9 protein-coding genes and 1 pseudogene are annotated in these 12,822 nt (G+C 69.9%); 4 read left to right on the forward strand and 6 right to left on the reverse strand.

The window, feature by feature from the left end; translation table 11 throughout:
• Together SPR02S_RS08655 and SPR02S_RS08660 are read right to left on the reverse strand one after the other, a co-directional pair.
• Positions 1–1,054: esterase-like activity of phytase family protein (locus tag SPR02S_RS08655; protein WP_019056552.1), on the reverse strand; the 1,054-nt coding region annotated here is incomplete at its 3' end.
• Positions 1,055–1,124: 70 nt separating this feature from the next.
• Entirely contained in the window at positions 1,125–1,976 is an 852-nt protein-coding gene (locus SPR02S_RS08660; protein ID WP_043258175.1) for a serine hydrolase, read from the reverse strand.
• A gap of 145 nt (positions 1,977–2,121) precedes the next feature.
• On the opposite strand from SPR02S_RS08660, the gene SPR02S_RS08665 reads away from it, so the two are divergent.
• The 4 genes from SPR02S_RS08665 (at position 2,122) to SPR02S_RS08680 (ending at position 8,501) form a co-directional block, all read left to right on the forward strand.
• Positions 2,122–4,440 (forward strand): mannosyltransferase YkcB-related protein, encoded by a 2,319-nt coding sequence (locus tag SPR02S_RS08665; protein WP_019056554.1) that lies wholly within the window; start codon positions 2,122–2,124, stop codon positions 4,438–4,440.
• Positions 4,441–4,670: 230 nt separating this feature from the next.
• Entirely contained in the window at positions 4,671–5,477 is an 807-nt protein-coding gene (locus SPR02S_RS08670) for an endonuclease I family protein (protein ID WP_026150351.1), read from the forward strand.
• Between the two features lie 144 nt (positions 5,478–5,621).
• The gene (locus SPR02S_RS08675; RefSeq protein ID WP_086021599.1) at positions 5,622–7,118 is read left to right on the forward strand and encodes a hypothetical protein; all 1,497 of its coding nucleotides are present in this window, start codon (positions 5,622–5,624) and stop codon (positions 7,116–7,118) included.
• A 594-nt stretch (positions 7,119–7,712) separates the two neighbouring features.
• Positions 7,713–8,501, forward strand: coding sequence for a VOC family protein (locus SPR02S_RS08680; RefSeq protein ID WP_019056556.1), 789 nt, complete (start codon positions 7,713–7,715; stop codon positions 8,499–8,501).
• A 25-nt stretch (positions 8,502–8,526) separates the two neighbouring features.
• Here SPR02S_RS08680 and SPR02S_RS08685 read toward each other — a convergent pair.
• The 4 genes and pseudogenes from SPR02S_RS08685 to speB all read right to left on the reverse strand — a co-directional run.
• A pseudogene (locus tag SPR02S_RS08685) lies at positions 8,527–9,143 on the reverse strand (GntR family transcriptional regulator); the annotation flags it as partial.
• Positions 9,144–9,308: 165 nt separating this feature from the next.
• Positions 9,309–10,085: a DUF6461 domain-containing protein gene (locus SPR02S_RS08690; protein ID WP_026150353.1), complete on the reverse strand. Its 777-nt coding sequence runs from the start codon at positions 10,083–10,085 to the stop codon at positions 9,309–9,311.
• Between the two features lie 50 nt (positions 10,086–10,135).
• On the reverse strand, positions 10,136–11,821 hold the full coding sequence (locus tag SPR02S_RS08695; protein ID WP_019056559.1) for a thiamine pyrophosphate-binding protein: 1,686 nt from the start codon (positions 11,819–11,821) through the stop codon (positions 10,136–10,138).
• Entirely contained in the window at positions 11,818–12,786 is a 969-nt protein-coding gene (speB, locus tag SPR02S_RS08700) for an agmatinase (protein WP_019056560.1), read from the reverse strand. Before speB ends, SPR02S_RS08695 begins: the two co-directional genes overlap by 4 nt.
• Between the last annotated feature and the right edge of the window lie 36 nt (positions 12,787–12,822).

Here is a 12,822-nt window from a genome sequence, read left to right on the forward strand (position 1 = left end):
AGGGGGTTACTCGTACCCGGAGGTAATAGAAGCGGGTTGTCTGGACCTCGTTCTGGTTGTCGTCGCTGACCAGCAGCACCTTGTAGCGGCCCTTCTCCCTCCCCGTGATCACCATGCCCTCGATGTTGTCGAGGAGGGGGTTCGGCTGGGGTTGCTTCGCCGTCGCGCCCAGGGTCGGGCAGTCGGCGATGTCGGCCAGCAGGGTCTTTTTGATCAGGTGGACTCCGGGCTGGCCGGTGAGGGTGTCGATGCCGCTGGTGTTCGTCGCGTGGCGGGGGTCGGCCAGGTAGAGGCGGACGGTGTTGCCGACGCCGCTGGTGAAGCCGCGTTCCAGGACGAGGAGGCGGCCGTCGGGAAGGGCCTGCACCTCGGGGACGCCGAGGAACGTGGCGTCGGGCTTGTACGCGTACTGCGCGGCGAGCTTGAAGTGGTCGCCCTTGGTCCGGGTCCAGGTCTGGAAGCGGACAGCGCCCGAGGTGTCCCCGGCGATCGGGTACTCCATCGACGCGAGGAGGGTGTGGCCGCCGGGCAGCAGGGTCAGGCCCTCGAAGGTCTGGTTGGAGACGGCCCGGCCGGCCGGGGCGACCAGGAGCGAGGACGGGACCGGGAGTCGGTCGAGGATCTTGCCGTCGGCGGAGTAGCGGCGGATCGACGGCTCGGTCTCGGAGGTGATCAGGCGCGTGCCGTCGCGGTCGATGGCGAGGCCCTCGGAGTCGAGCGCGGCGCCGTTCTCGTCGGCGAGCGGGACGACGCGCTTCGGCTGGAGCGTCTTCGCGTTCAGGTCGAACAGCGAGGAGCGGTCCTCCAGGGCGGCGATCGAACCGTCCTTGTCCACGGCGAGCGCGGAGAAGTTGCCGACGAACGTGCCGTCGTACGTCGTCTTGTCGAGCGCGTCGGAGAAGCGGTCGATCGAGACGGAGGGCGAACAGGCGTTGGCGGTAAGGGAGTTGGTGGTGCCGGTGGTGCTGACGGCGGTCGCGGGCCCGGCGGCGGTGAGGCAGGTGGCCGCCGCCAGGCCGGCGGTCGTGGTCGCGAGTACGGTTCTCAGGCGCATGGGCGTCACCGTAGGACGGGTGGATGACGTGCGGGAGACCGCGTAGTAAAGCGCTTCCCCAGGACAGGACCTACGCGAGGTCCTTGTGGATCGCCTTCGCGACACCCTGGATCGTCGTGATGCCGTAGCTCATCGTGCTGTTGTCCTGGGTGAGCACGGACATCATGTAGTCGTGGCCGCCGCCGTTGAAGGTGCCCAGGCTGTGCACGCGCCAGCCGTGCGTGGAGCGCTGGAGCCAGCCGTTCTTGACGTGGACGGTGACACCGGAGGGGGCGCCGGACGGGGTTCCCCAGCGCTGGCTGGAGATGACCTGGTTCATCAACTTCAGGATGTACGCACGGGAGTTGTCGCTCAGCACCGTGTTCTTGGCGGTGACCAGCTTGAGCAGTTTCTGCTCGTCGGTCACGGTCTCCTGGGTCAGGCCCCAGTAGTTGTTCGCGCCGGGCTTGGTCTGGGTCATGCCGGCTGCGGACAGGAAGCCCTTGATCTTCGTCAGGCCCAGCTGCTTCCACAGGGTGGAGGTCGCGGTGTTGTCCGACTTGGTGATCATGGCCTTGGCGAGGGTCGACTCGCGCGTCGTCAGCGTGCGGTTGTGCTTCTTCGCGTCCCACAGCAGCGTGGCGAGGACGGTCACCTTGACGGTGCTGGCCGAGTCGTAGGCGCTCGTCGCCCGCAGGGTGCAGGTGGTCTTGGTGGTGCGGTCGTAGAGGCCGACGGCGACGGTCCCCTTGCGGTTCGCGAGCGCCGCGGTGATGTCCTTCTTCAGCTTGGCGGCGAGGCCGGCCTTGGCGGACGTACAGCTGACCGTCGGGGTGGCCGCGGCAGCGGGTGTCGCGGCGGCCAGCACGGGTATCAGGAGGCCGGCGCCCACGCCGACGGCCACCACTCTGGCTCGGCGGGATGTCCAATGAGACTGAGTCATGCATGAGTTGACTCACAGGAAGGCGTGAAAGGTTGTACGGGTTGGGGAACGGTTGTACGACGCGTTACCCGCCCCTTTGCGAATTCACAGCCGGTGGCAAGGTACGGCACAGCACTCTCCCACCCTGCCTTCGCACGATGCGTGGGTGACATCTGCCACCGATCCGTACCCCCACACCGACCCCGCGTCCGCCGACTGGCCGCCGCCGGCCCCACCCGTCGACGCGCCACCCGAGAAGGCGCCCCGCTGGTCGCTGCCCGCGCTCGTCGCGATCCTGGTCCTGGCGGCCGTGCTGTACTCCTGGAACCTCTCCGGCTCCAGCCTGAACAGCTTCTACAGCAGCGCCATCTACAGCGGCACGCAGAGCTGGAAGGCCTGGTTCTTCGGCTCGCTGGACGCGGGCAACTTCATCACGGTCGACAAGCCGCCCTTCGCCCTGATGGTGATGGGCCTGTCGTGCCGGATCTTCGGCTTCGGCACCTGGCAGATGATGCTGCCGGAGGTCGCCGCCGCGCTCGGCACGATCTGGATCCTGCACACCTCCGTGAAGCGGTACTTCGGGCACGTGGCCGCGACGATCGCCGCGCTGGTCATCGCCCTGACGCCGATCACGGTCGCCATCAACCGCGACAACAACCCCGACACCCTCCTCGTCCTGCTGATGGTGGGCGCCGCGGCCCTCGGCCTGCGCGCCGTGCGCACCGAGCGGCTGCTGCCGCTGATCGGCTCCGCGGTCTGCTTCGGCTTCGCCTTCAACACCAAGATGCTCCAGGGCTACATCGCCCTGCCGGCCGTCTTCGCCGTGTACGTGATCGCGTCGAAGCTGGGCTGGAAGAAGAAGCTCGTCCAACTCGCCCTGGCCACGGTCGCGTTGGCCGTCTCCAGCTTCTGGTGGGCCACGGCCGTCTCGCTCGTCCCCGCGGACGACCGCCCGTACATCGGCGGTTCGACCGACGGCAGCGCCTGGAACCTGATCATGGGCTACAACGGCCTGGGCCGGGTCCTCGGCGGCGAGGGCAACGGCGGAGGCGGCGGGGGTGGCGGAGGCGGCACGTTCGCCGGTACCGCGGGCCTCGGCCGGATGTTCAACGACATCCTCGGCGGCCAGATCTCCTGGCTGATCCCCTTCGCGGGCATCGCCCTGGTGGCCGGACTGGTCCTGGCCGGCCGCGCCCCGCGCACCGACCCGACGCGCGCCGCGCTGCTCATGTGGGGCGGCTGGCTCGTGCTGCACTACCTGACCTTCGCCATGGCCGAAGGCACCATGCACCCGTACTACACGACCGCGCTCGCCCCCGGCATCGCGGCCCTGTGCGGTGGCGGCGGCGTCATGCTGTGGCGCGCCTTCCGCAGCGGTGACGCCCGCTGGTCCTGGGTCCTGCCGGCCGGCCTCGCGGTCACCGGGATCTGGGCGATCGTCGTACTCCGCCGGGCCTCCGGCTGGAACACCTGGCTGTGGCCGACGATCGGCGTCCTCATGGTCCTCGCGATCGTGGGCCTGTTCGTGTTCCGCTCCGGCTCCGGCAACCGGGCCCGGCTGCTGACCGCGTCCATCGTGGCGGCGATCATCGCCGCGCTCGCCGGTCCGACGGCGTACGCCGTGACTCCGGCCGCGTCCAGCGGTACGGGCGGCGGCATGGGCGGCACCAACCCGACGGCCGGTCCGTCGACCGGCGGCGGCTTCGGCGGCGGCGGTATGGGCGGCGGCGGCAACCGGGGCGGCTTCGGCGGCCAGCGGGGCGGCGAGATGCCCGGCGGCACCCAGCAGGGTGGCGGCCAGGCGAGCGGGGAGGTGCCCGGTGAGATGACTCCGGGTGGCGGCGGCACGGGTGAGGTGCCGCAGGGCGGTGGCGCACCGAGTGGGGCGCCGACCGGCGGGACCGGCGGCACGTCCGGTGGTCAACAGGGCGGTACCAACAGGGAGTTCCCCGGCGGCGGTACGGCTCCTGGCGGCACCGGAACCGGCAGCGGTACGGCTCCGGGTGGCGGCACCGGCGGTACGCGCGGCGCCGGCGGTATGGGCGGCGGGGGCGGCATGGGCGGCACCACGTCCAGCGCGCTGATCTCGTACCTGGAGAAGCACCAGGACGGCGCCAAGTGGCTGCTCGCGGTGTCCAATTCGCAGGGCGCGGGCCAGCTGATCCTCAGCACCCACAAGCCCGTCATCTCCATGTGGGGCTTCACCGGCTCCGACAAGGCGATGACCCTCGCCAAGCTCAAGGAGCTGGTGAAGAAGGGCGAGTTGCACTACATCCAGCTCGGTGGCGGCGGGATGGGCGGCAACAGCACGCTCAACACCGCGATCACCGCGTGGGTGCAGAAGAACGCGACGGCGGTGAAGGAGAGCGCGTACGACAAGAGCGCGTCGACGGAGAAGAGTTCGAGCTCTTCGTCCTCCACGACCGGCACCTCGACGACCAACACGTCGACGATCTACCGGCTGGACCCGTCGGACGTGAAGTGACACCGACGTAGGTGACACGGACGTAGGTGACGACACCGACGTAGCCGAACGGCCAACGGCCCCCGACCTCACGGTCGGGGGTCGTTTTGGTACGTCAACTCGCGTAGACACGAGGCAAATTGTCGCGTCCGGTCACCTGATCGACACGTCTCGTTTATTTACAGGACCGCATGTGCATGTCACGCTCCCGATTGCCGCCCCATTCAACCCGCGTAGATGGGACACTCTTTATGCTTGGGACACGGATGCACCGCTGGAAATCGGTGGCGTTGGCCACCGCGGCCGTCCTGGTCGGCCTCACCGCGCCGACCCTGACCGCGACCCCGGCGTCGGCCACGACCACGGCGTACGACGCGACGTACTACAAGAACGCGGTCGGCAAGACGGGCACCAGCCTCAAGTCCTCGCTGCACACGATCATCAGCACCAACGTCACGAAGATCTCGTACGCGGCGGTCTGGAACGCCCTCATGGCCACCGACCAGGACCCGAACAACAGCAGCAACGTGATCCTGCTGTACAGCGGTGTCTCCCGCGCCAAGTCCCTCAACGGCGGCGACGTCGGCGACTGGAACCGTGAGCACACCTGGGCCAAGTCCCACGGCGACTTCGGCGAGGCGATCGGCCCCGGCACGGACCTGCACCACCTGCGTCCGGCCGACGTCCAGGTCAACAGCATCCGCGGCAACCTGGACTTCGACAACGGCGGCAGCGCGGTCACCAACGGCGGCGGCAGCACCGTCGACTCCGACTCCTTCGCGCCCCGCGCGGCGGACCGGGGCGATGTGGCCCGCATGATCCTCTACATGGCCGTGCGCTACGAGGGCGACGACGGCTTCGCCGACCTGGAGCCCAACGAGAAGGTCGGCAACGGCAGCAACCCCTACATGGGCAAGCTCTCCGTCCTCAAGGCCTGGAGCGAGGCGGACCCGCCGAGCGCCTTCGAGGAGAAGCGCAACCAGGTCATCTACGACACCTACCAGCACAACCGGAACCCGTTCATCGACCACCCGGAGTGGGTCGAGGCGATCTGGTAGGCAGCAGTGCCGGGTCGGGCTCCTCGCGATCCGCGGGGAGCCCGACCGTCGATACGTCTGTAGCGCCTCCCGCGCCGACGGCGACAACTGCCGTGCGGCAGGGCCGAGATGATGGCCGTCGACGCCCGCTGGCATAGTGCCCGCATGCTTCGACGGGTACTGATCACCAGACGCCTTTCCGCCCTGACGGCCTGCCTCGTCGCCGTTCTCGCCTCGGTGGCGACGCCCGCGATCCCCGCGGCGGCCGACGACTCCGGCCGGGTCTCCCTGCGGCCCGAAGTCCCGGCGGCCTTCCGGATGTACAGCGCCGACGAGGGTGCCAAGGCCGCGAACAGCGACTTCGGCGTCCCGGTCGCCGTGGAACGCAGTGACGCGGGTCCGGCCCGCAACGTCAGGGTCAGCGTGGACACCTCGGGGTTGGACGGCGTCGCCCGGGTGAGCAAGGGCAGCGGCGGGAACTGCACCCAGGACGGCCCGGTGTTCACCTGCGTCTACGGCGACGTGCAGAACGGTGACGGCGAGTCCAACAACCCCTTCACCCTCAACGGCGTGGACGGCGTCGAGCCGGGCGACAGCGGGACCTTGACGTACACCGTCGTCGCGGACAACGCGGCACCGGTGACCGGAACCACCCGGATGACCGTGGGCGGACCTTCGCTCCACACCCCGGCGCACGACGAGTCGGTGAAGGCGGTGGCACCGGGCACGTCCCGGAAAACGACGCCCCGGTTCGCGAACCACAGCCGTTTCACGGCGGAAAAGGGTGTCGCGCTCCATATCTCCGCGGACGACGGGCTGCTGCTGACCTCGCGCCCCGACAACTGCTACTTCGACACCTCCGCCACCTCGGCGTGGTGCGAGTTCTCCACCGAGGCGGCACCTCACACGGCCTACCGCACCAGTGCCCCGGTCCGCTACACGGCCGCCGCCGGAAAGCTGCTGGGCACCCTCTCCTACACCTGGTCGTCCGAACCCGAGCGCCCCGCCGAACTCACGGTGCGCGGCACCGAACCCCCGCTGACCCTGACCAGGACGGCGGACCGCGGCCTCACCGGCGACACCGGGTACGTCAAGGCCACGACCACCGTGCAGGTCGACTACCAGCCGGTGACCGCGACCGTCCGGGGCCGGGTCGGCCGCACGGTGACGGTCCAGCTGGGGGTGCGCGACAACGGACCCGGACGGCCGTTGAGCGCGGAGACCCTGGGCCGCTTCGAGGTGGTGCCGCCGGAAGGCACCACGGTGACCTCCATCCCGTACACCTTCGAGGACGACGGCGGCGACTGGGCGTGCACACGGCCGAAGAAGCGAGGCGGGGCGTTCGTCTGTGAGATCGGCTACGACGGGTTCTCCGAGGTACGGCACGAAGGAGGGACGACCGTCATCGGGTTCAAGATCCGCATCGACCGCCGGGTCCCCGGCGCGAAGGGCACCATACGCACGTCCAACCCGTTCGACCGGACCCCCGGGAACGACCAGGCGGTCATCCCGCTGGCCGCGTCCCCCGCGCTGCTGCCCCAACTGGCCCACGACAGCACGGCGATCTGGACCGCCGTGTCCGCCGCGGGGATCGCCGTGCTCGTCACCCTGGCGATCGTCCTCCGGCGCCGCCGCGACAGCGCCGCCGACGCGAACTCCTGACAGCGCCACACACCGTCCACGCCGACCTGCGCCGTACAGATCCGCTACTTGTCCTCGCTCCTGGGCAGCCGGGTCTCCGGCACCAGAACCCACTACGACCGCGGACCGAACAGCGCGCTCTCCGCCCTGACGCCAACATCCGCAGTACCGCGGGGAGTTCAACCACTCCGACCGATTCGGGACACCGTCCGCCCCGGCGCACCAACTGCCGCGCCACCACATGCGTCCCGACCGTGGCCGCCGCAGCAAGCGCCGGCCCCGTTGCCACATCACGCGGTCGCGCGGCACGCAGAACACCGGCCCGCCGCAACCGGCCCCGGGCCCAACCCGGCATCGCGGCCACCTCCTCCAGATCGTGCACGGCCCACGCGGCCAACAGCCCGAAGGTCACACCGACTTCGACCGCCCGGCCGCCCTCGCCCACCTCGTGTCCACCCATGGCGGGAAGTCTGTCAGCGCGTGCGGCGCCGGCACTGGCGAACGTTCGGCCGTTCGGTGGAAACCGGAGTCCTGTCAGTGCTCGTGCGCGGACGGTGCCGGTCGGGACGGCATCGTGGCTCCCGTCCCAACCCGCACCCCGCCCAGGAGGACTTCATGCTCGGCACCGACTTCACCACCGGATCGCCCAACTGGCTCGACCTCGGCAGCCCCGACACCGACGCGGCCGCCGCGTTCTACGGCGCCGTCCTCGACTGGCGGTTCGTCTCCGCCGGTCCCGACACCGGCGGATACGGCTTCTTCCAGGTGGACGGGAAGACCGTCGCCGCCCTCGGACCGCTCACCGAGGAAGGGGCGAACTCCGCCTGGATGATCCACTTCAAGACCGGCGACATCGCGGCCACCGTCCAGGCCGTCACGGCCGGCGGCGGAACCGTCCGCCTGGAGCCCCTGGACGTCATGGGCGAGGGCATGCTGGCCCAGGCCACCGACCCGCAGGGCGCCCAGTTCGCGCTCTGGCAGCCCGGCCGGACCGCGGGCCTGGAACTCACGTCCGCCCCGAACGCCCTGCTCTGGGCGGAACTGCACGCCCCCGACCCGGAGGCGGACATCGCCTTCTACCAGGGCCTGTTCGGCTGGCGCAGCCAGGAGATGCAGGCGCCCGGTATGACGTACCGGGTACTGAGCACCGCCGAAGGCGACCAGCAGGACGCTTCCTTCGGCGGGGTCGCACCGCTGAGCGACGGCGCGGGCACGGGCGAACTCCCGCGCTGGGTACCGTACTTCCACTCGACGGACGTCGACGCCACGATCACGGCGGCACAGTCCAACGGCGGTTCCGTACTGATGCCGGCGACGGATGTACCGGAGGTCGGCCGGATGGCGTGGCTCGGGGACCCGTCCGGAGCGGTGTTCGCGCTGCTGACGCCGGATCCGCGGATGTGACGCCGACCGCGGGAGGAGCTCCGGATCAGGCGTCGAAGGCGAACTCCAGCACATACGCGGACGAGTCCAGCACCATGTTGTTCGCCTCGACGGCAACGCCCGTGGCGTCAAAGGCAGTTCGCGCGATCAACATGACCGGCACACCCGTCGGCAACGCCAGTCGCTCGGCCTCGTCGCCGCTCGGCATACGGGAACGGACCTCTTCCCGGAAGTGGACCGACTTTCGCCCGAGTTCCCCCAGCCTCGCGTAGATGCCGCCGGGACCGGTGTCGGGTCGAGCGACAGCTGCACCCGACACCAGGTCCGCCGCGAGGAACGAGGCGGCCGGCAACACCGGCTTGCCGTCAAGAACGTACCGGCGACGACGCACACAGACCCGTGCCCCTTCGTCGCTCAGGCCCAGCACTCCCGCGATCGCGGGCGGGGCGTCCTCCTCGCCCACCTCCACCGACTCCACGACGAGTTCGCGGTCCCCGGCATCGGTCGCCCAGATGGAACGCCCCTCGCCCCACTGCGCGTGCGCGAGGCGTTCGAGCCCGCGCCGCCGGATCGACTTGAAGTCCCGGACGAACACGCCGCGCCCTTGCGTGCCTCGACGAGCCCCTCAGCCTGCAGCACACCAAGGGCTTGCCTGGCAGTCATACTGTTCTTGATGGCGACGACCGTGACGTGTCCGGTCACCGGATGTGAATGCAGGCCGACGGCATACCCACAGCGCGGGAACCCGCCCACGAGCCCACCCCGGCATCGCGGCCACCTCCTCCAGATCGTGCACCGCCCACGCGGCCAACAACCCGAAGGTCACGCCTACTCAGGACGCGGGACGTTCGCCCGAGCGCGGGCCGAAGCGTCCTCGACCTCTTCGCGGGTGACTTCCTTGTAGAGACGTTCCCCGTGCGCGTCGGTGATGTCGATGACGATGCCGGTCCACTCCTCCGCGGGCTCCTCGGGGACAAACCCGAGTTGGTATTCGGCGTCCTGGAGCAGTTCCTCCGTCACCCGAACCCCGGTCAGGCGCTCGGCGAGGGCGAAGGCCGCCGCCTTCGTGTCGACACGCTCGCTCGTCTCGCCCTCGTCGTCCGACAGTACGTAACCGACTTCACGCATCGCCGAGTTGAGGGCATCGGGAGTGCTGCCGCTCCTGGTGGTGTGCCACTCGAAGGTGGTCCGGAGTTCCCCGTCCTCGTACCAATGGAAGAAGTGCATGGGCTTGCCGCCGTTGCTGGAGTGCACCACGGCGCGCCCGCCGTCCGACAGGGCTTCCAGGAAGCGCGGCTGCATCCCCATGCCTCCCTCTCCGACGTGCAGGACGAGCGTCCAGTCACCGCCGTCGCCCGGGACGGTGAACGCTCCCGCGATGAAGGACGCGTCCGAGTAGTCCTCCGGGTCGCGCAGTTCGTCCTGCTGCTCGATCAACTCGTCCGTCCCCACGCACGTGCCCTGCGGGTCCGCCTCCATCACCCGCAGCACCTCGCTCGGGGCGACGCCCCGCACCAGGGTCAGGGTGTACCCGACCCCCAGCGCGTAGCGGAACAACCGAGCGGAACGTATCCAGGCATAGTCATGTGCGGTCACCGAAGTCATGCGGCACAGTCTGCCCGCCGCCACTGACAACGCGGTCGACTGACGGACCGTCACCCCAAGTGCGTAGCCGCGAACATCCGCAACACAGCCGGGAGTACGACCACAGAAGGTCCGGGTTCCGTCAACGCCTTCGCCAGGTCCGACTCCAGCGCCTCCGGCGAAGTCCGCACCCCCCGCACCCCGAACGACTCCGCCAACGCCACGTAATCCGGCCGGGTCAGTTCAGTCGCCGTCGCCTCCCCGAACGCGTCCGTCATGTACTCGCGGAGGATGCCGTAGCCGCCGTCGTCGACGATGAGCCAAGTGACGTTCAGGTCGTACTGCTTGGCCGTCGCCAGCTCCGCGATCGAGTACAGCGCACCCCCGTCCCCCGACACCGCCAGCACCGGACGCGTCGGGTCCGCGGCGGCCGCGCCGAGCGCCGCCGGGAAGCCGTAGCCGAGGCCGCCCGCGCCCTGGGCGGAGTGGAGATGATTGGGGCCCTTCGCGTCGAAGGCGGACCAGGCCCAGTACGCAAGGATCGTCATGTCCCAGAAGGACGGGGAGTTGGCCGGTAGCGCCCTTCGTACCGACTCCAACACGCCCTGTTCCAGGGTCAGTTCCTGCGAGTCGATACGCTCCCGCACCCGGCCGAGCAGCTCGGCCACCCGTCCCTCCGCCGTCTCGTCCGCCCGCTCCGTCACCGTCTCCAGCAGCGCCTGAAGCCCGTGCCACGCATCCGCGTGGATGCCCAACGCCGGGTGGTTCGACTCCAGTTTGCCGAGGTCCGCCTCGATCTGGATGACTCGGCCGCGCGGAGCGAACGTGTGGTAGTTCGAGGACAGTTCGCCCAATCCCGAACCCACCACCAGTACTACGTCCGCGTCCTCCAGGAAGTCGGTCGTATAGCGGTCCTCCAGCCAGGACTGGAGGGAGAGCGGGTGCGTCCACGGGAACGCGCCCTTGCCGCCCGGCGTCGTCACCACCGGTGCCCGGAGTTTCTCCGCCAGTTGCCGCAGCTTCTTCGACGCGTCCGCCCGTACGACTCCCCCGCCCGCGATGATCGCCGTGCGGGCCGCGTTCGACAGCAAGTGGGCTGCTACGGCGGTCAGTTCGGGGCGTGGCAGGACGTCCTCCGGGGTCGCGTCCACCGCCGTCACCACCGGGAGGAGGGTCTCGGCCAGTAGTACGTCCTGGGGGATCTCCACCCACACCGGGCCGTGCGGAGCCGTCAGCGCCGACTTCCAGGCCTCCGCGATCGCGGACGGGATCTGCGACTGGGTGCGGACGGTGTGGACCGACTTCACCACGCCCCTGAACGAGGCGGACTGGTCGGGCAGTTCATGCAAATACCCGTGCCTGCCACCACCCAGGCCCGCGGTCGGGATCTGGCTGCTGATCGCCAACACCGGGGCCGAAGCCGCCCGCGCCTCCTGGAGCGCGGCCAGTGACGTCAGCGCCCCGGGGCCCGTCGACAGCAGCAGCGGAGCCGCCTCGCCCGTGATGCGGCCGTACGCGTCCGCCGCGAACCCGGCGTTGTTCTCCACCCGTAGGCCGATGTAGCGGAGGTCGGAGCGGCGCAGCGCGTCGAACATGCCGAGCGCGTGCTGGCCCGGCAGGCCGAACACCGTCGTCGCGCCGAGGCCCGCCAGGGTCTCCACGACCAGGTCACCGCCGTTGCGGCCGGGGGGAGGATTCAGCGCGGCCTCCGTCTGAGCCGCCGTCGGACGGAGTTCCAGGTCGTGGTCGTGGGTCACTTCGAACGAGCCTCGGCAATCTGACGGGACATGATCGTGATCAGGTCGTACGCGGTGTGCGACGCGGCCACCGACGTGATCTCGGCGTGGTCGTACGCCGGCGCCACCTCGACGACGTCCGCCGACACCAGGTTGCAGGATGCCAGGCCGCGCAGGATCTCCAGAAGTTCGCGGGAGGTCAGGCCGCCGGCCTCGGGCGTGCCGGTGCCGGGCGCGTGGGCCGGGTCGAGGCAGTCGATGTCGATGGAGATGTAGAGGGGACGGTCGCCGATGCGCTGGCGCAGCTGGTCGGCGACCTCGTCGGCGCCCCGGCGGTACACGTCCGCCGACGTGACGATGCCGAAGCCCATCTTCTCGTCGTCCTTGAGGTCCTGCTTGCCGTACAGCGGACCGCGGATGCCGACGTGCGAGAGCGCCTCCGTGTCGAGGATGCCCTCCTCGACTGCCCTGCGGAACGGCGTCCCGTGCGTGTACTCGGCGCCGAAGTACGTGTCCCAGGTGTCGAGATGGGCGTCGAAGTGCAGCAGCGCCACCGGGCCGTGCTTCTTCGCCACGGACCGGAGTAGCGGCAGCGCGATGGTGTGGTCGCCGCCCAGGGTCATCAACCGCGCGCCGGTGCCCAGGAGTTGGTCCGCGGCCTCCTCGATCGTCTCGACGGCCTCGTTGATGTTGAACGGGTTCGCCGCGATGTCACCGGCGTCCGCGACCTGCGCCAGCGCGAACGGGGACGCGTCCTGTGCCGGGTTGTAGGGGCGCAGCAGGCGGGACGCCTCGCGGATCGCGTTGCCGCCGAAGCGAGCGCCCGGCCGGTACGAGACCCCGGCGTCGAACGGCACCCCGACCACCGCCACGTCCGCGGTGCCGACCTCGTCCAGGCGCGGCAGCCGGGCGTAGGTCGCGGGTCCGGCGTACCGCGGGGTGCGGGAGGAGTCGACCGGGCCGCGGGGCGTCTCGTTGCTGGTCATGGGCACTGCCTTCTTTCCTACGCTTCATCGCGTATG

Origin of the sequence: Streptomyces prunicolor NBRC 13075 (assembly GCF_000367365.1) — a bacterium.
GTDB classification, from domain to species: domain Bacteria; phylum Actinomycetota; class Actinomycetes; order Streptomycetales; family Streptomycetaceae; genus Streptomyces; species Streptomyces prunicolor.

Bases quoted from the DNA above. Each gene is read 5' to 3' on its own strand.
- SPR02S_RS08690 (WP_026150353.1), bottom strand. From the start codon at position 10,085: ATGACTTCGGTGACCGCACATGACTATGCCTGGATACGTTCCGCTCGG.
- SPR02S_RS08660 (WP_043258175.1), bottom strand. From the start codon at position 1,976: ATGACTCAGTCTCATTGGACATCCCGCCGAGCCAGAGTGGTGGCCGTC.
- SPR02S_RS08680 (WP_019056556.1), top strand. From the start codon at position 7,713: ATGCTCGGCACCGACTTCACCACCGGATCGCCCAACTGGCTCGACCTC.
- SPR02S_RS08670 (WP_026150351.1), top strand. From the start codon at position 4,671: ATGCTTGGGACACGGATGCACCGCTGGAAATCGGTGGCGTTGGCCACC.
- SPR02S_RS08675 (WP_086021599.1), top strand. From the start codon at position 5,622: ATGCTTCGACGGGTACTGATCACCAGACGCCTTTCCGCCCTGACGGCC.
- speB (WP_019056560.1), bottom strand. From the start codon at position 12,786: ATGACCAGCAACGAGACGCCCCGCGGCCCGGTCGACTCCTCCCGCACC.